Below are 19,052 nucleotides of genomic sequence, written 5' to 3'. Positions count from 1 at the left end.
TAGTTTTCCTTGATGATGTGGGTGGTGAGCACCATGGATTGGATGTTAACGTCCTCCATCCAATGGGGGTGTTTTTCCACTTCCAGTAAAACTTCATCATACATCTTGCTTTCGAAAAGCGCGACGCTATAGGCTTTTCGCACAGTGTCATCAATTTCAGCTTCGCTCATTCCTTCAATATCCTCATAGCTGCGGAATTCATGGTCTTTCACTCGTTTCATGAGATCTTGCCGCCCCAGTTCCAAAGCAAATTTTGCCATATCATCACCCAGCATCATGCCATAACCTGCATCCACCAGTTCAGTATAGGCTTTGAAGGCTTTGTCATCGTCTTTTTGCGCGGCATTCACCAAAAAATATCCAGCGGTTGCCAAAATGTTTTCAGGGAACCGCAGGTAGTAGTTGCGCAGAGTTTTGGCGTTATCTTTCAGCGCCTTGATCATTTGCGGACGTTGCGGGTCGTCCATGTAGCTGCTGCTGAAATAGGTCAGCAAAATCTCCGCAGTGAGGCTGTAACCGTCTTCTTCCTTGGGTTGCTTTCGAACCAATGCGCGAGCTGCCTCCAGTTTTTTCAGGTCATCTGAATGGGCATAAGCCAGCAAAATGGCGTTGAGCGGATCGCCAGAATTTGAACCCAGAACCTTTTGATAGGCTGCCGAAGCCTCATTTGAATCGAAAGCCAGCCAAGCTTCCTGAAATTCACGGGCGTTTTCTTTATCCCCCTCGGCGCGCAGGAGCGGCACGGCTTCCCTGGCACGATCCAGATTTATATAACTCATCGCCAGGCAATAGGTAACGTAAAGATTTTCCCAATATTTCGGGTTTTCACCAAAGCGGTCGATCACCCCCTCGTAATCTTTGGCAATATCATAATAATAATCTGCCACATCTCCCGCCATCACGGCAATATGATATTTGGTTTCCGGGTCGTCGTCGTTTTCACGCAACATTTCCATCTGGGCTTCCCGCAAGGTAATGTATTGACTGGGAACGAAAAGATCACCCAAATCAAATTCCCCCAACCCGGGATCTTCATTTTCCAGCAGTTGCTGATACCATGCCAAAGCAGCCTCTTGATCTTCATTCCAGACGTAATAATAAAGTCCGGCAAGTTTGGAATAGCGATCGTGGGGAAAGCTCCTGGCATAAAAACTCATTGCAGGAAGATCGTCCAACAGCATGTAGTGATCCGGACTGTCTGTATTTTCTAGAGTTTGAGCCTCAAAGTCCCTGCAATATGTGAGGAAAAGCGCCCTGTAACCGCCCACATAACCACGCTGGCTTTCAATCAAAGCGCGCGCCCGCTCCAGGTTAACGTATGAGCTTTCATCTTGCATCGCATGCAAATAGCGATATTTTGGGTTCCTTGATTCCAGTTTGGAATCCAGATATTCACCAAAGGAATCGGAATCCCAATCCCTCCAATAATACATGGCATAATCGATGTCGTCCAAGGTCTCGGTTTCATCGATGAAGGCTTTGGCGAAGGGGATAAAATCCGCCACTTCCTCAGTTTCAAAGTAAATATCACGAAAATCATCCAAGCTCAGCGCCCAGGCCTGCAGGGCAAACAAGGCAACCATCGCTATAATTGCCAATTTTTTAAGGGTCATAATATCCTCCCCGGATACCTATTTATCATTATCGTTCTAAAATTTGGGAACAACTCCACGGTCAAGCAAAATCTGTAGGAATCAATAGTCCCAGTCTTCTGGCACAATCAAGAAGCTGTCGTTTTCCAGATCGATGATGCCCAAAAGCGGAGTGGATTCCATCTCAAAAGGCCCAGCGAGGTCAGCCTCAATCACAATACGGTTTCTACCCAGCTCCCGGATGCTGTAGTAATATTCCAAAAAAGGGATAAAGGTGCTGCCAGTATTGGGGTCAAATCCCAAGCCACGAGCCAGGTCTTTTTTGCTTTTGGAGGTGATTTTTTGCCCCAATCCGCCCTGGCGCGCGGGTGTTTTCCAAAGGTCCAAAACATTTTGGCAATAGTTTTTTAAAGCGTCCTCCAGCATTCCCTGGGGGCTTTCGGCATATTCCTCAAAGGCAAAATTTTCGTAGATGGACAAAAAAAGAGCAATCCGCATGTCAACCTGTTCAATCATTGTATCCAGCGTGCGCTCCATTTTTTTGGGGTCCAAAACAACAAGCTCCGTGCCCACATACCAGGTGCGGCTAGAACTGCTGTCCAGCGGGATGAATTCCGTGTAGTCGCCAAAAGCTTCTTTCACCACCGTGAAGGTGATGGAAACGAAGCTGAGTTTATGATCGAAATCACGGGGCGGATCAAATTCCTTCACAAACAGACAGATATCGCCAGGTTTTTCCGCATCCGCCAGAGGATACCAGCGGTTGTTTTCTCCATATTCCAACAGCTTTTCCATCACTCTTCCGCCCAACTCGCTGTGGATGTAATTCACCAAAACCAAATTCCGCGCGGGCAACAGTGTCACCAGCAGAAACAGGGCAAAAAACAGGGCAAGTTTTTTCATTTTAAGCTCCTCGGATCAATGAAAAATCATTTTTAAAATAAGATGCGCATGGGGCATTTTCTGTCAAGAAAAAAACAGCATCCGCGAAAGTTGACAGTTCGACAAGCACCGCTACGCGAATATCTCTCACAGCCGGATGGATTACTGTTTCCTTCTTTTTGAGGTGTAGGAATAGCCAATAATCAAATCTTTGAGGGGGTCAAAACCTGCGGCGGCCATGGCTTTGCGGCTGTGTTTGACAATATTTGTTGCGTTAAGATTCCCCTCGCCAAAATAGCCATCAATCAAGGAGATAGGATTCACAAAATCACCTTTATCTTTCGAAAACTTTCTTATTCCTGTTAAAACAAGATCAGGTTTTATTTTCAGCAACCAGTTATAAACCTCACGTTTCAAATCTCTCCAATTTGAAATCTCAATTTTTCCCAGTTGAGGCAGAATGATGAAACGGGGCTTTAAAAATCTGTAATCTTTTAACACTTCCGTATAAACGCTTGATTCATCCAGCGTTTGGATTGGGATGGATTCCGGTGTGTCTCCCTTTTTCTTTGGCCTGATCCCGGAATGTTTTTTGTTCCAAAGTCTTTCGATTTCATCCTGTTCCAGCTTCGTTTTGTGGTTCTTCTGAAGAAGCTGTTTGGCGATTAAAAACAGGGGAATATCGGTTTTTTCGTGCATCGCGAGAGCTTCTTCCTTCACGCAGTTAATCAGCTTTATTTTTGCCAGTTCCCGGCGCATTTCCTCTGCTGTTTGCAGCGCTTTGGGGCGAAAATTGTCACGATGCAGGATGGCCAGAAATGTTTGAGCAATATCGTCGGGGTCGTCTTTCAAAATATCGATGTGGTTGAAGAGCTTGTCTTCAAATTCCCCGCCTGCGGAAGGCAGATAAAAACGCCACTGAATGCCATCGGTGAGAACACTGATGGCGGATTTGTGGTAGGCGTTGTAAAGATGCAGTTGCATTTCGCCCGCGGCAAGGTCTGAATCCAGCTTGCCGGGGGTTTTCACTTCGATGAACACCTCCGCGCCTTCCGGTGTGGCTTGCGGAATGAACAATGCCACATCCACCCAGCCTCTGACGTCTTTGCTGAGGTCTTTCAGTGGGAGTTTTTTCACCTGGAACTCTGTGTAAAATTCGGCGGGATTCCAGATGTTCCAACCCAAAGCTTGACAAAGCCTGCCCACCAGGGAAAATCGGACGTGTTGTTCGTCTGTGAACGCGCCGCTTTTCAGCAAACCGCGAATGTCTTCAATCGTCTGTTTCATTGATGCCTCACAGCCAAATGTGGCTTTTTTACAGGAAATAGTCATTGTGGATTTTGTCAACCTCAAATTTCCGAAAAGCTCCACACTTGCCTCTGGCTCAATATCATTCAAATATCAACGGAAGATCATCCTCAAAGTGGCAAGCGAACATAATGAGATAATCCTGAGAAACGCAGGGGCCACGGCTGATTGTTCTTGACAGACAACCGCTTTCCAAAGAAAAGGATAGCTATGAAAAAATCCAGACTATACGCCTGTGAAATAAAGCGTCACCGCCAAGTGGCACCGCCATTGTGCGCGGTTTGCCACCGTGTGGCGAAGTGCCGTTCCTTCCGCATCTGGTATCACCAGAACAGGGACGTGTATTTGGATTTTGTCACCGATATTTGCAACAAATTTCCCAAAAAATACATAATGGAGGTAAGCTTCATGGCTGAAAAGCAAACCTTTGTCCAGATTGTGGACATGGAAACCGGCATAATCGATAAGATTGTGAACCTCAAGGAAATCGAGGCGATGACGCCCGAAGAAAAGCTGGCACTCGCGCGAAACAAGAACCTTTTTATCGTGAGTCACCGGCTGGAGCCGATAGTGAGAGTCACCATGAAAAGATCCATGGTGACAGAACCCATGCAATTTGGCAACGACGAAGCCGAAAAACCCGTGGAAGAAGAGCCCAAAAGCAAGGCTAAATCAACATCCACCGAAACCAAACCCCGTCGCAAAAAATAATCCGAACTGACAATGCGAAAATAATCCTTTTCAGAAACGCGCCGGTGAAAAAGATGGTTTAAACGGTGAAAAAATGCCCCGAAAATAGGTTTTTACCTTGAAAAACCCGTTGCCGGGGAAAGGAGAAATCATGTTCAAGCTTGAGGAAAAGCATCTGGAAGCGGCCCAGGAAATCGCCCGCAAGCATCGCCAGAAAAAAAGCTGCGACACCTGTTATGACCGCGGCTGGATTGGCACCACAGACCAAAATCTGCTGGTACTTTGCACCCGCTGTGTGGACATGGATGCCGCCATGGAAGATTGGAAACAATACGTTTCCGAACACGAAGACCTGAAAGAACATTTCAGCGACCTATTCGAGGAAAAACAGGAGTTGGATGAAGAAGAAGGCTCCGTGATGCCCAAGGCCTACGAACACGTGAAAGAGCAACCGCAAGCGCAGCAGAAGTTTATACCTGGACAGCGACGCTCGAGTCACACAAAAAAGATTGGTTAAGCAAATCCAAGCGTAAATTAAAGTTCTTTAAAAAATATAAACCGCGCCACAGGAGCGCGAAAACAAGACAGGCAGAAAATAGTATAAATGTTTAAAAATATTGATCTTAAAGAGAGCCCCAGGCATCTGGAAGAGCGCATTCGCGCCTATTGGAAAGAGCGGGAATTGGCCCAAAAAAGCATCGATTTTCGTGAGGGCGCTCCGCGTTTTATTTTTTATGAAGGCCCGCCCACCGCGAACGGCAGACCGGGCATCCACCACGTTATTTCCCGCACCTTGAAGGATTTGGTTTGCCGCTATAAAACCATGACAGGACACCAGGTTAAACGCAAGGCGGGATGGGACACCCACGGCTTGCCGGTCGAGATTGAGGTGGAAAAACAGCTTGGGCTGGAAGACAAAAAAGCCATCGAAGAGTATGGTATAGAAAAGTTTTGTTTGGCCTGCAAGGAATCGGTTTGGAGCTATTTGGATCAATGGCGCGAAATGACCGAATTGATGGGCTACTGGATTGATTTGGACGATCCATACGTAACCCTCACAAACGATTACATCGAATCCGTGTGGCATATTTTGAACGATTTTTTCCGCCGCGATCTGATTTATAAAGCCCACAAAATTGTGCCCTATTGCCCCAGTTGCGGCACGCCGCTTTCATCGCACGAAGTGGCTCAGGGCTACCGCGATGTGGAAGACCCCTCCGTATTCGTAAAATTCAAAGCTCTGGACGAAGAAGATACCTGGTATCTGGCTTGGACCACCACACCCTGGACCCTGATTTCGAACGTTGCGCTGGCGGTTCATCCGGACGAAACTTACGTGAAAGTGCGGCATCAGGATGAGAATTTAATACTCGCCAAAGCGCGGCTTGAGGTTTTGGATGGTGAAGCAGAGATTTTGGCAGAATTTACCGGACGCGATTTGGAAAAACGTCGCTATGAACCTCTTTTCAATTTTATAAAAGTGGATAAACCCGCTTGGATTATCGGTTTGGCGGATTACGTAAGCATGGACGACGGCACCGGTATTGTTCACACCGCGCCGGCATTTGGCCAGGACGACTATAGCCTGGGCATGAAATATGATCTGCCTTTCATCCAGCCTGTGGATGCCGAAGGAAAATTTCTCCCCGAAGTGACGCCCTGGGCGGGGGTTTTTGTGAAACACGCGGATAAAGACATCATCCGCAGCCTGCGTGATGAGGGCAAGCTCTACCGCCGCGAACAGATGAAACACAGCTATCCCCATTGCTGGCGCTGCGAAAATCCTCTCATCTATTATGCCCGCGAAAGCTGGTATATTCGCACCACAAAGTTCAAGGAAAAGCTCCTTGAAAACAACCGCCAAATCAATTGGTATCCGCCTTTTGTGGGTGAAAAGCGCTTTGGCGAATGGCTGGAAAACAACGTGGACTGGGCTCTTTCCCGCGATCGTTTCTGGGGCACACCTCTAAATATATGGGTTTGTGGGGATTGCGGCGATAAAACCTCCGTGGGCTCGATTTCCGAATTGCGTGAAAAAGGGCGCCTGGCGGATGGCTCAACGGTTCCTGAAGATATTGAATTACATAGACCTTATATAGATGATGTGAGTTTGCCCTGCGCAAAATGTGGCGGCAGCATGAACCGCACCCCGGAGGTGATTGACTGTTGGTTCGACAGTGGCGCCATGCCCTTCGCGCAGTGGCACTATCCTTTTGAAAACAAAGAGTGTTTCGAATCCGAACTTTTCCCCGCGGATTTCATCTGCGAAGCCATCGACCAAACCCGCGGCTGGTTCTATTCCATGCTGACCATCTCCACGCTCTACAAGGGCGTTTCCAGCTATAAAAGCTGTCTGGTGAACGATTTAATCCTGGATAAAACCGGGCAAAAAATGAGCAAATCCAAGGGTAACACGGTTGATCCCATCGAATTGATGCATGATTTTGGCGCCGACGCCATCAGATGGTATATGGTGGAAGTAAGCCCACCCTGGGTTCCGACCCGTTTTGATGTCGATGGCGTGCGTGAGGTGATTGGAAAATTCATCGGCACCCTGAAAAACACCTATTCCTTCTTCGCAATCTACGCAAATATCGATGGTTTCGATATTTCAAAATATCCCCGTGATTGGACGCGCAGCGCCGAAATCGATCGTTGGATTGTGAGCCGCCTGCAAAGCCTGACCGCGCAGGTTCGGGCTTGGATGGAGGAATATGAGTTGACCCGAGTTGTGCGTGCCATCCAGGATTTTGTGATAGACGAACTTTCAAACTGGTATGTGCGCCGCAGCCGCAGACGTTTTTGGGCGATGGAACTCACCGAAGACAAAATTGATGCCTATCGCACTCTTTATCAAGTGCTTGAAACTGTTGCCAAGTTGATTGCGCCCTTCGTGCCACATCTGGCTGAAGAACTTTTCCTGAGCCTGGGCGCTGGCGAAAGTGTGCATTTGGCGGATTATCCCGAAGCCGACCCCGCTTTCATCGACCAAAAATTGGAAGAGGAAATGCGCGTGATCATCGATCTCGTCTATCTGGGACGCGCGGCACGAAACGCTTGCCAGATCAAGGTTCGCCAGCCGCTTCAAAAGATGTATGTGCCCGCCAAACACAAAGCCACTGTACAGAGGATGGCGGGGCTGTTGCAGGAGGAAGTGAACATCCATGAGATTGTGTATGTGGCTGAGGATGATGACTTTGTTCATTATGAATTGAAGCCGCAATTCAAGGTGATGGGGCCAAAATATGGCAGCCAGATGAAGGCAATCGCCGCCGAACTGGCAAAATTGAAAGGACAGGAAGTGCTGTCAGCTTTCAATGCCACAGGCAGCTACAGGCTCGAGCCTCTGGGTTTGGATCTGGTTCCGGAAGACGTGGCAGTCCACATCCAGCCTCGTGAAGGCTTTGTGTTTGAAAGCCTTAAAGATACGTTTGTGGCACTGGACACCACCCTCAGCCCGGAACTGCTTCGCGAAGGTCTGGCTCGCGAACTGGTGAACAAAATCCAGTTCAGCCGCAAGGAACAGGGCTTTGAAATTATGGACCGCATCCGCGTGAGTTGGAAAGGCGATGCCGATATCGCCGCCGCTTTGGCTGAACACGGAGATTTTATAAAATCCGAAACTCTCTGCGACGAATTGCTTGAAAACCCTGACATTCAAGGCGTTCAGCCCGTCGATATCAACGGAAAAGAGGTTTTCCTCAAAATAGAGAGGCTTGCTTAATGAGATTTTGCGGCAGTTGCGGCAAAAAGATTCCCGAAAACGCAAAATTTTGCGTTCATTGCGGGACCCGCTGGAATGACGTGGAAAAAGCCGAGACCCCGGAAGAACCGGTCAAAAAACCGCGGCCATCCCCAAAATATGCGGGAGACCAAATCACGGACACAGCTTTCAAGCTGATGAGCCCGGGGGAAGATTGCTGCGGCTACCGTGTCGTCCGCCTTTTAAACAAAGATCCTGAAGGCATCAAGTATATTGTCGAAAAAGACGGAAAACAGTATATTCTGAAGCTCTTTTTCAAATATAAATATTCCGATCTGGAATCCATCATCACCCTGCAAAATAGGCTGAAACGCTTGGGCACGCTGGAATCCGCTCACACCGCCAAAGTGGCGGAAGTGAACGAAACTCATGACCCCGTTTTTATGGCGGCGGAATTTGTGGACGGCGATTCCCTGTCCCGGATTAAGGAAAACGAACCGGAGCGCCTGAACGAGGAATTTGTGCGCAAAGTGGCCATCCAACTGACCGAAACAGCCATTGCGGTCAGGAAGCAGGGCCTCACTATGCACGAACTTACCCCCAGCGGGATCATGCTTTCAGAAGACGAAAAAAACATCACCATTCTCACATCCGGAATCAAATATGAAGAAGTGGATGAGCGTGAGGAAGTCTTCAATATCGGCGTCATTCTGGCTCAGCTCCTCTCCGGAAACGTTCTGTATAAATCGCTTTACAGCGCGGACAACCTTCGTGTTCATAAATTTGTTCATATTCCCGGAGTGACGGTCGCGCTCAATAAGATTCTGGCGGATTGCCTGCACCGCAACATCCTGCAAAGACATACCTCCCTGGAACTTTTGTTGAAGGGATTGAAAAGCCTGCCGTCCACGGATAAATGTGAGGTTTTTGCCCCTCATGTCAGCTCACAAACTCTGCAGGACCTTCAGGACAGTCCTCTTCCCCCACCCAAAAAACACATGGAGTGGACGTTTTGGCTGGCCATTGGGCTGATTGTGGCTGGCATCGCAGCCTTCTTCATCTGGGGCATGCCCGCCATCCTCAAACCTGGTGGCTTGGCAGAAAATATCGCCTCATTATTTAGTGGACAACCGGATAGCCTGAATTCTGTTCCCTTGGATGAAGATCTGCCAGGACGCTCGGAGAAACCCACTCGCGCCAATGAATTTGGCCAATCCACACTCCGGGACGATCCTCGTAAAAGAGATCCTCAAACCGTCCAACCCAGAAAGCGCAGCCAGCAAAGCAGCACCGTAAAAACCAGCCCATCACCTGATAGGAGCAAATTTGTCCGCGTCCCGGACGGCACCTTTGGTTTTGGTCGTCTAAAAGACAATCCAAACCACAACGTATTTGTAAGTGGTTTTTGGATAAGCAAATATGAGGTCACCCAAGCCGAATGGGAAAAATATATGATGCCCGCCAGTTTGTTTTACGTTTCCAAAAATCTGCCCGTGGAAAACGTCAGTTGGATGGATATTATCCGCTATTGCAACGCTCGCAGCGAAGCTGAAGGGCTGGATCCGGTTTATAAAATTGCCGCTTCCGTCACCTGTGATTTTTCGAAAAATGGCTACAGATTGCCCACTGAAGCGGAATGGGAAATGGCGGCAAAAGCTGGAACACTATTTGATTACAGCGGATCAGATGACCCCGATGAATATGTTTGGCACAGGGACAACAGCGGACGCCGCTATCGCCGGGGAGGCGAGAAAAAACCCAACGCCTACGGCATTTATGACATGAGCGGAAACGTTGCCGAATGGGTTTGGGATTGGTATGATGCCAAATATCCCGCCCAGCTTTCGGAATTCACAAATCCCAGGGGACCTTCCAGCGGAGGCAACAAAGTTATCCGCGGCGGCAGCGTGGACAACGGAATCGGCACAAACCTGAAAATCCTCTATCGCATGCCCGGAAATCCCGGCAGAGGCTATCAATTTGTGGGCTTCAGGGTTGTGAGGAGCCACTAAAGGCTCATTTGGCCAAAATCATTTTCAGGGTTTTGCAATAGTCTCCACTTTGCAGTCGATATAGGTAAATTCCGCTTCCCACGGGTTTTCCACCCTGGTCAAGACCGTTCCAAACAACGCTGTGTTTCCCTGTGGGCATAGTTCCTCTCACCAATTCCTGAACCAACTGTCCCTTGAGATTATATACCGTTAACCTGATATCCGCCGGCTCGGTAATTGTATATTGGATAGTGGTTTGAGGGTTGAAGGGATTGGGGTAATTTTGGTGGAGCGCCGCTTTGGGGTGACCGGGCAGATATTCGTCCTGCGTGGCTGTGGACATGCCTGTGATGAGGGCAATATTGTCGATGGTCCAGCCTGGGTCGGTCAGCTCAACATCGCTGCTTTGGTCGGTAAGGCGGAATCTCAGAAAGACGCTCTCACCAGCCAGATCGTCCATGGGCGCAATCTCGCGGCGGAATTCATCATGCTTCCCGCTGCGACTCCAACGAGAAGTCCAGTTTTGCCCATCCAAAGAAGTTTCCACGCGAGCCCAATCGTGATCCCACTCCGTGTGCAAGTGTGAATCGAACATCAGAACGCAGGAACCCTGAGCCGGGATTTGCAACGGGTTGGATGGCGAGATCCACACATCGCAATTCATCGCGTAGAGGCCTTTTCCGCCCCAACTGTCGGTGATGGCAGAACCGGAAACAGAAAGCTCGTCCTGCAAAACCCAGGGACCGTTGATTTCCCAGTCATGTAGGCCGGAATCCCAATCTTCCGTAAAAATCTGGGTGGCTGGGCTCAAATCCAAAACGAGCCAATTTTGTCCGGGATTCAGCTCCAAAGTGCCCTGCCAGGGGTAATATCCATCGGCCAGAACCGTGACGGGATATTCACCTTCAAAACCTTCATACACAAAGACTCCGTTTGTCGAAAGCGTGTCTTTATAAATGTCCCCGATTATAATCTGGGCAGGAATATCAGCACCGCCGCTATGCACTCTTCCGCTCAGGGTGGCACTTGCGCGGGGTTCCATCCGCACCTGAATCTGGGTCATGGCGCCGTTATTTATCACCTGGCCATTAATGCGCTTGTCCCAATAGCCCTTTTTACGAAAAGTGAGATCATAGCTTCCGCTGGGCAAAGCTTTGTAAAACCTTCCTGTATCAGGGTTTGAGGTGCGGGGCACGAACCACGGCGCGTGATGCGCCTCCACGATTATTTCGGCTTCCAAAGCCTCGTTTGTGATTGCGTCGCGGATATTTCCGGTTAGCATGGAGGATGAACTCACATCCGAGGAATATGGCAAAGCGCGGTTCAAAAACCAATAAACCGCGTTGCGACAGCGAGCCACAGTGTCCAGCATCAGAGGCTCAGGCGGCTGAAGATTGCTGGTTCCACATTCAATCAAAATCTGCAGGGTTCCATATTGCTTATACATCCAATCGTGAAAAGCGCCCTTGCGGCTGAGGTTTGGCAGGGATTCATAGGTTCCGGTTCCCGCTTCGTTTGAAATTTTTGCCGCCACAGATGAGCAGACCGAGGCAAAGAAAGCCATGTCGGGAGAGGGACGGATTTCTTTCCAATTGAATGAATAATAGCATTTTTCGCTAAAATTGCCGGTGCGTGAGGAATGCCAGCAGATGGAATAGATAAATTTATAACGATCGGCGAGGTTTTTAATGGCTTGAACTTCGCTTTCGCTCATCGGCGCCGGGCCGCGGTAATAATCCCAAACCTCCAGCCCGCCTGGCTGCATCAGAGTGTCTCCATGCACCCAGTTAAAATCAAAATTTCTGTTTATATCCACGCCGTCGATGTCGTAGCCAACCAGGGGACTATAGTCAAAAATGCCATTGTTATTGTTGTCCCGCTTGTTTTTACGGTATGAAAGATCCAAACCGGCGGTCACCACGTTGTGTCCTTCAGGATTCAAGGTGGGCACAAACCACATATCCAAAAAGTTGATCCACTGCATGTAGGGAATCTGGTTCCTGTTGGTCAGGATTTTCTCTATGTTGTCCATGGTTATCTGCACTCCCAAAACCTCTTCCGCGTGCACCTGCCCCACAAAAAGCAGGGCGGGTTCTTCCTCATCCTGGGTCACGTTGTCTGAAATACGCATGGCATAGATGGGCATTTGGTCTTGCTGGGTAACTCCAATCTGGACGCGTTTTGCAATATCCGGGTGCTGGTTTTCATAATCCAACAGCATTTGTGAAATTTGGTCGTAAGTATAATAACAGCTTGGCAATGTGTCGCCCCAAGCCGATAACGCCGCGCAAAAAACGATTAGGGCGGCAATCAAATATTTCTTCATGTTTTCCTCACGCACGTAGTGTGTCGATTGCCAAATACGCAATTTTCATTCCAGTTCAGATTTGCCATCCATCCGCGTAAATAGGTGGGACTGGCTGATTGTCCAGCTTTCAGAGCCGATTATTCTCGTTTTTCCCGCTCTCTTATTTGATGATTTCACAGCATTTTAGCTGATGGCTCTTGCTTGCCGCCTTATGTCTTCCTTATGTTTCAAAGGATAAACATAAGCCAGACAAAGAGTTGGGGTTTAGCTAAAAATTAAATGAACAATGCTCAGACCTTTTCAAGATATTTCCCAAAATGTTCGAAAACATCCTGAGGCAAGCGTTTGGCGCGCCCTTCACAGGCAAAAACACCAACCATCCTGGCTTCAAAACAGAGTTCCCCCTGCTCGTTATAAATCTGCTGGGTCCAGTTTCCTTTCACGCGGTTAATCTGGTCGAACCAGCTTTTGATGGTGATGAGGTCTTCATGTGCCACCGCCTTCAAATAATCCAGGGTAAAACTGCGGATGAATATCTGTAAACCCAGTTCCCGCATGCGTGATATAGACATATCCATCTCAATCATGGCCTCGGAGCGCGCCGCTTCCAAAAGCTGCAAATAGATGGCATTATTCAGGTGGCCATACACGTCACACTCATAGCCATATATCCTTTTACGAAATTCAAAAACCATTGTTATACTCCTCTTTTTAGCGTCGGCGATTTCATTTTGTGCTTGACCGATAAACGCGGCGCAATTCTGATGCTTATATAAATCTTTTGAATTGAGGATAAAATGTCCAAGAAAAATGTCAACCCCAAAATTAAGGATAAAAGCCGCCAGGCTGTTAAAACCAGCAGGGGACCTCGCTCCAAAGCCCCAAAATCTGCCCCCACGATGGCACATCAGCCAAACTGGTTGGAAAACCTTGGTCAAAACCCTTGGCTGCCCTGGGTTTTGATGGGTTTTTTATTGGTTTTGGTGAGCCTGCTCTATTTTCCAGTGGCTTTCCAAGGCTATACGCCCCCCGCCTCGGATATTTCGCAGTGGCAGGGCGCCGCGAATGAGATTATAAATTATAATAAGGCGCACTCCGACAAGGCTTTATGGACCCAAAGTATGTTCAGCGGAATGCCTTCCTACATGATTTCCTTCCCGAACCGCTGGCCTTTTTTGGAAAACCTATCGCGCTTGACGGACAAACTCATCAACTGGCGTATCTTCCTGCTTTTCATCGGCACTTTGGGGGTGTTTTTACTGCTCAGATTCCTCAAAATGGACGTCTGGACCAGCTTCTTTGGCGCCGTGGCATTCATGTTTTCCTGCCATTGGCTGGGTTTGGTGGAAATCGGACATAACACCAAGTTCCGCGCCATTATGTATTTACCTTGGGTGATTTGGGCATATTTGCGCCTGCGGGAAAAACCGGATATTCTGGGTTTGGGTTTTTTGGCAACCACCCTCATCATGCAATTGCGTGAAAACCACCCCCAGGTCAGCTATTACCTCTATCTTTTCATGGGTATGTATTGGGTTTGGCAGCTCGTGGAAAACTTCAAGAAAAAAGATCATAAACGCTTTTGGATATTCACTTTGCTGACCGTTTTGGCTTTTGGTTTGACTGCTTTGGCGGTGATGAACCCCTACCTCAGCACCATGGAATACAGTCACCACACCATGCGCGGCGGTCCGGGCGGATTGGAAACCAGCTATGCCCAGGGTTGGAGCTTCCATCCCAAGGAAATCATCACTTTTTTCATACCTGATTTTTATGGCGGCATCAGCCCCAACTATTGGGGTTACATGCCCTTCACACAGGTCTATAACTATTTCGGACTCATTGTGTTAGCTTTCGGCATTATCGCCATGATTGGCAAAAAACACCGCCGCTTTTCCATCTTTCTGGGCATCACTTCCCTGATTTTTCTCATCATGTCCTTCGGCAGCGCAACTCCCCATCTTTCAAACCTTTTCATGAAATATCTGCCCTATTTCAACAAATTCCGTGTGCCTTCCATGATTTTGATTATGGTACAGCTAAACGCGGTTGTTTTGGCGGCTTTGGGCGTGGACACCATTCTCAGTGTGGACGAAAAACGGCAAAAAGCCTGGAGCGCGGGATTGATGAAAGCTTTCGCGGTTTGCGGCGTTATCTTCTTCCTGTGGCTTGTTTTGGCAAAACCCCTCTTCGGTGGAATGAGTTTTACCAGCGCGACGGAAGTGCAACAGATTGCTCAGCAAGGACTTACAGAAATACCGGGACACATCAAAGCCGAGCGACTGGATTTGCTGTATAAAAGCGGGAATATCAGCCTGCTGCTGCTGGCTCTGGGCATCGGCGCCGCATGGCTGGCAAGCGTCAAAAAGCTGCCTAAAACCTTGTTCGTGGTGCTTTTAACGCTTTTCACCTTCGTCGATCTTTGGGTTTACACGGGCAAAATCCTCAAAAAGGAAAACCTGCAGGCACGCCAGGAATATCAGAATCAATTTGCCAAGCAGGATTATGATGATTTCTTGCTGGAGGATGGCGCTAATTTCCGCATTTATCCGATTGGTCAAAGCGTGTTCTCAAACTCTCGGCTCTCTCAACCCGCTGGTGTGTGGGCTTATCATCACCAGACGATTTCCGGCTATTCTGCTGCCAAATTGAAACGTTACGATGACCTGCTCAAGCTGATTGAAGGCGATCCTGTCACCCAAAAACCTGGTGAATGGGCGCGTCTGATGATGGGAATGTATGGGGGCGCCACCAGCATGCCCCGTGATGTGCCAACTCCTGTTCTGGACATGCTTTCCACCAAATATATCATCCATCCGGAAGCGCTTCCAAATGATTCGCTCTTCACGGTGAACCATCCACCTTACGACCAGTTCTTCAAAAAACTCAAACCAGCATATTATGGCTCAGAAGGCGTTGCCATCTATGAAAACACCAGCGCTCTGCCCCGGGCTTGGTTTGTGGACGCGGTTCAAAAGGTGGCTCCGGCTGATTCCATTCTCGGTCTTATGCGTTCAGAAAGTTTTGATCCCAGGCGTTTGGCTTATGTGGAAAACGATTTACCAAATGTGCAAAAGCCTGATTCCGCGAGGGTTGAACAGACCCTGGCAGAAATGCACAACCTGGCCTATGAGGTCCAAACCGATAAACCCGCCTTCCTGGTTTTGAGTGAAATCTATTATCCCGCCGGCTGGAAAGCCAGTTTGAACGGCAAGGAAATTCCCATCCATGCAGCGAACTACATCCTGCGCGGCGTGGAAATTCCCGCAGGAAAACACAAACTGGAACTGGTTTTCGCGCCGGATTCCTATAAAACCGGGGTGCGTTTCAGCTTGATTGGGATTTTGGTCAGTCTGTTCGCCTTGGCGGGCGGCCTGGTTTATGCTGGTTTAAAACGCAGGGAACTCATTGCGACAGAGCCTGTTGGAGAAGTTGATGATAATTAACGGCAAAGAATACACCAGCGTTTGGTGGGAAAACGGACGCCTGCACATGATTGATCAGAACAGGATTCCCCAGGATTTTACACTGATGGAGTTTACAGACCATCTCCAGGTGGCGGATGCCATCAGGAACATGAATGTGCGAGGCGCTCCCGCCATTGGTGCCGCGGCTGCTTTTGCCATGGCTTTGGCAGCGCAAAATGCCACAGATCAAGGGTTTCGCGGTCAGATTCGCAAGGCGAGGGAACTGTTGATTTCAACCCGTCCCACCGCTGTGGATTTGCAAACTGGCGTGAACCACGTTTATGAACAAACCATAAAATTTATTCCGAATCTGACTCACGCGAGACAGGTGGCGCTTCTCTCGGCAAAGGAATTTGCCAAACAAAGCGCAGAGGATTGTCGCCTGATTGGTGAACAAGGTTTGCATCTTGTTCCAGATGGCTCACGTATTCTAACTCATTGCAACGCAGGTGCTTTGGCAACTGTTGATTGGGGAACCGCGCTGGCTGTGCTGCGTTTGGCGCATCGCAAGGGTCGCAACATTTTTGTGTATGTCAGCGAAACCCGACCCCGCCATCAGGGTTCAAAAATCACCGCCTGGGAATTGGAGCAGGAAGGCATTCCCCACGCCATTATCCCAGACAGCGCCAGCGGTTTTTATTTTTGGAAAAAAGAGATTGATCTGGTAATCACTGGCGCGGATAGGGTTTGCCTCAATGGCGACATTGCCAACAAAATCGGAACCTACGACAAAGCTGTCCTGGCCCATCACCACAACATTCCCTTCTACATTGCCGCGCCACTTTCCACCTTTGATTTTTCCTGCGCCCAGGGTTCGGGGATTCCCATCGAATTCCGGGACGCCAGCGAGATTACCTATTACGGCGGTCAAATCACCGCAAACCCAGGTTCCGACGTACTTAATCCCGGCTTCGATATCACTCCTGCCAGCCTGATTACGGGCATCGTGACCCCGAAAGGCGTTTTCGCTCCCGCGGAAGCGGCGCAGAAGGTGCAGGAATGAACTCCTTGCCGCGCAAAGAGATAGACCTCATCCTGAGAGGCGGAACCGTCTTGACCATGGATCCGCAGATGCGGATTTTGGAAAACCAGGTCATTGCCATCGAGGATGGACGCATCATCGATATTTGCTGCCCAGAAAACGCCAACTACCATGCCGACAAGGTTTTAAATACCGATGGCTGCATCGTGATGCCAGGTTTAATCAACACTCACACCCATTTGCCCATGACCTATTTTCGCGGTTTGGCAGACGATCTTCCCCTGCAAACCTGGCTCAACGACTACATTTGGCCGCTGGAAGCCAAACTTTTAAACCGTAAATTCATCAGCCAAGCCGCTCTGCACGGCGCTTCCGAGATGATAAAAAACGGCATCACCCAAATTCACGATATGTATTTTGATATGCCCGCAATCGCAGAAGCCTGTTCCCAAGCGGGATTGCGTGCCATCATAGGGGAAGCGGTTTTGGATGTGCGCGGCAATTCTGAAGAAGTTCGTGCCAGCTTGGGAAACAAGGTTCTGGAGCTGCGCCAGCGCTTCGCGGATGACCCGCTTCTGGATTTTAACCTGGCTCCACACTCCATTTACGGTTGCAGCGAAAAAAACCTGGAAAAATGCGCGGAGATAGCCGAAAAACATGGCATCCTGCTCCACATGCATCTTTCCGAAACCCAAAAAGAAGTGGAAGACTGCATCCAAGAACACGGTCTCAGACCCGTTTTCTACCTGCAAAAAGTGGGTATTCTTCCTCTGCCAGCGCTGTACGCGCATGGCGTTTGGACCAATCCTGAAGAGATTGCCCTCATGGCCCAAAACCCTGCTTCCATTGCCATTTGCAGCGATTCAAACCTGAAGCTGGCCTCCGGCATCCTGCCTCTGGCGGAATATCTCAAACAGGGTGTGAACCTCAGTTTTGCCACCGATGGTGTGGCCAGCAACAACAATCTTGATCTTCTGGCGGAAATGGATCTCACCGCAAAGCTCCACAAAGCCATAAACGCTGATCCAGCCTTTCTTCCCGCCGCGAAAACCCTGAAAATCGCCACCCTGGGTGGAGCCCAAGCTCTTGGAATCGCGGCAAAAAGAGGCTCGCTGGAAATTGGAAAAGACGCCGATATCTGCGTGCTGGATTTGAACGCTTTGGAGTGCCAACCCGTTTATAATCCATATTCCCACGTGATTTACAGCCTCGGTTCAAAGCACGTGCGGGATGTGGTGATAAACGGCGAAGTGGTTTTGGAAAATCAAGCTCTCACCAGAGTGAATGAAGACGATATCATCGCTGCCGCCCAAGACTGGAAGTCCCACATCCTCAAGGAATTGAGCTAACAATGTTGATAAAAAACCGCCGTGCTCTGCACGACTATTTTGTAATCCAGAAATTTGAAGCTGGAATTGCCCTCGAAGGCAGCGAAATCAAATCTATCCGCGCCGGAAAGGTTAATTTCAAAGATAGTTACGCCCGAATTTTTGATGGGGAATGCTGGCTGCTCAACCTCCATATTTCTCCCTTTGAAAAATCCTCCCACTTCATTCCCGATCCCACCCGCAAGCGGAAACTGCTGTTGCACAAATTCGAGATTCGCCGCCTGCGTGTGAAAACCGAGGAACAGGGTATGACCATCGTGCCCTTGGAAATCTTTATCAATGAAAAAGGCCTCTGCAAAGTGACCATCGCCCTGGCGAAGGGCAAAAAAACCTACGACAAACGCGATGCCCTGCACAAAAAAGACATGGAACGGGATCGCGAACGTGAAGACCGCTAAATATACGTATCTATCTCTCCCTTTTGAGGTTCCGGGCTTCTCGCTCAAGATTTCAGTTGCCATAAACACCACCTTCAAAATCTTGGTACCAGAAGCAAATCATATTCAATATGGTAAAATCAAAAAACGGACAGGGAGGCTCTCAGGTTAACTCGCGGCTTCTCTTCCAAAATCATAAAGGTTTTAAAATGTATAAACTTAGCGTAACCGATTCCTTCAGCGCCGCCCATCGTCTCTGCGGATACGAAGGTGCCTGCAGCAACCTGCATGGCCATAACTGGACTGTGCGGGTGGCACTTACATCCAAAAAACTCGATGACATTGGCATGGCGATGGATTTTGG

Annotated in this window: 14 protein-coding genes; 9 read left to right on the top strand and 5 right to left on the bottom strand. The window is 48.9% G+C overall.

The genetic code is table 11. The annotated features are described in order from the left end of the window. The 3 genes from GX135_05985 to GX135_05975 all read right to left on the bottom strand — a co-directional run. The coding region (locus GX135_05985) for a hypothetical protein (GenBank protein NLN85635.1) at nucleotides 1-1,613 on the bottom strand (1,613 nt) is incomplete at its 3' end. Between the two features lie 81 nt (nucleotides 1,614-1,694). After that, nucleotides 1,695-2,495 carry a hypothetical protein gene (locus GX135_05980; GenBank protein NLN85634.1) on the bottom strand — a complete coding sequence of 267 codons (801 nt, stop codon included), beginning with the start codon at nucleotides 2,493-2,495 and terminating at the stop codon, nucleotides 1,695-1,697. 141 nt (nucleotides 2,496-2,636) lie between these two features. After that, entirely contained in the window at nucleotides 2,637-3,761 is a 1,125-nt protein-coding gene (locus GX135_05975; GenBank protein NLN85633.1) for a hypothetical protein, read from the bottom strand. A 231-nt stretch (nucleotides 3,762-3,992) separates the two neighbouring features. On the opposite strand from GX135_05975, the gene GX135_05970 reads away from it, so the two are divergent. The 4 genes from GX135_05970 (at nucleotide 3,993) to GX135_05955 (ending at nucleotide 10,187) form a co-directional block, all read left to right on the top strand. Further along, nucleotides 3,993-4,493, top strand: coding sequence for a hypothetical protein (locus GX135_05970; GenBank protein ID NLN85632.1), 501 nt, complete (start codon nucleotides 3,993-3,995; stop codon nucleotides 4,491-4,493). A 130-nt stretch (nucleotides 4,494-4,623) separates the two neighbouring features. Next, nucleotides 4,624-4,989 (top strand): hypothetical protein, encoded by a 366-nt coding sequence (locus GX135_05965; GenBank protein NLN85631.1) that lies wholly within the window; start codon nucleotides 4,624-4,626, stop codon nucleotides 4,987-4,989. 87 nt (nucleotides 4,990-5,076) lie between these two features. After that, nucleotides 5,077-8,196 carry an isoleucine--tRNA ligase gene (locus GX135_05960; protein ID NLN85630.1) on the top strand — a complete coding sequence of 1,040 codons (3,120 nt, stop codon included), beginning with the start codon at nucleotides 5,077-5,079 and terminating at the stop codon, nucleotides 8,194-8,196. After that, the gene (locus tag GX135_05955; protein NLN85629.1) at nucleotides 8,196-10,187 is read left to right on the top strand and encodes an SUMF1/EgtB/PvdO family nonheme iron enzyme; all 1,992 of its coding nucleotides are present in this window, start codon (nucleotides 8,196-8,198) and stop codon (nucleotides 10,185-10,187) included. Before GX135_05960 ends, GX135_05955 begins: the two co-directional genes overlap by 1 nt. A 4-nt stretch (nucleotides 10,188-10,191) precedes the next feature. Here the strand turns inward: GX135_05955 and GX135_05950 are convergent, their stop codons facing one another. Together GX135_05950 and GX135_05945 are read right to left on the bottom strand one after the other, a co-directional pair. Then, on the bottom strand, nucleotides 10,192-12,492 hold the full coding sequence (locus GX135_05950) for a T9SS type A sorting domain-containing protein (GenBank protein ID NLN85628.1): 2,301 nt from the start codon (nucleotides 12,490-12,492) through the stop codon (nucleotides 10,192-10,194). A gap of 272 nt (nucleotides 12,493-12,764) precedes the next feature. After that, nucleotides 12,765-13,169 (bottom strand): acyl-CoA thioesterase, encoded by a 405-nt coding sequence (locus tag GX135_05945; protein ID NLN85627.1) that lies wholly within the window; start codon nucleotides 13,167-13,169, stop codon nucleotides 12,765-12,767. A gap of 942 nt (nucleotides 13,170-14,111) precedes the next feature. Between GX135_05945 and GX135_05940 the strand changes: the two genes are divergently transcribed. From GX135_05940 to GX135_05920, 5 genes are all read left to right on the top strand, one after another. Then, on the top strand, nucleotides 14,112-15,920 hold the full coding sequence (locus GX135_05940; GenBank protein NLN85626.1) for a YfhO family protein: 1,809 nt from the start codon (nucleotides 14,112-14,114) through the stop codon (nucleotides 15,918-15,920). After that, nucleotides 15,910-16,944 carry an S-methyl-5-thioribose-1-phosphate isomerase gene (gene mtnA / locus GX135_05935; GenBank protein NLN85625.1) on the top strand — a complete coding sequence of 345 codons (1,035 nt, stop codon included), beginning with the start codon at nucleotides 15,910-15,912 and terminating at the stop codon, nucleotides 16,942-16,944. Before GX135_05940 ends, mtnA begins: the two co-directional genes overlap by 11 nt. After that, nucleotides 16,941-18,272, top strand: a complete 1,332-nt coding sequence (locus GX135_05930; GenBank protein NLN85624.1) for an amidohydrolase family protein — start codon at nucleotides 16,941-16,943, stop codon at nucleotides 18,270-18,272. Before mtnA ends, GX135_05930 begins: the two co-directional genes overlap by 4 nt. 2 nt (nucleotides 18,273-18,274) lie before the next feature. Next, nucleotides 18,275-18,709, top strand: a complete 435-nt coding sequence (gene smpB / locus GX135_05925) for an SsrA-binding protein SmpB (GenBank protein NLN85623.1) — start codon at nucleotides 18,275-18,277, stop codon at nucleotides 18,707-18,709. Between the two features lie 188 nt (nucleotides 18,710-18,897). Continuing rightward, a partial coding sequence (locus tag GX135_05920) for a 6-carboxytetrahydropterin synthase (protein ID NLN85622.1) occupies nucleotides 18,898-19,052 on the top strand: 155 nt, incomplete at its 3' end.

Source organism: Candidatus Cloacimonadota bacterium (assembly GCA_012522635.1).
Lineage (GTDB): Bacteria > Cloacimonadota > Cloacimonadia > Cloacimonadales > Cloacimonadaceae > Syntrophosphaera.
Note: the sequence above shows the minus strand (reverse complement) of the source record. Positions and strands in the feature narration are given on the sequence as shown.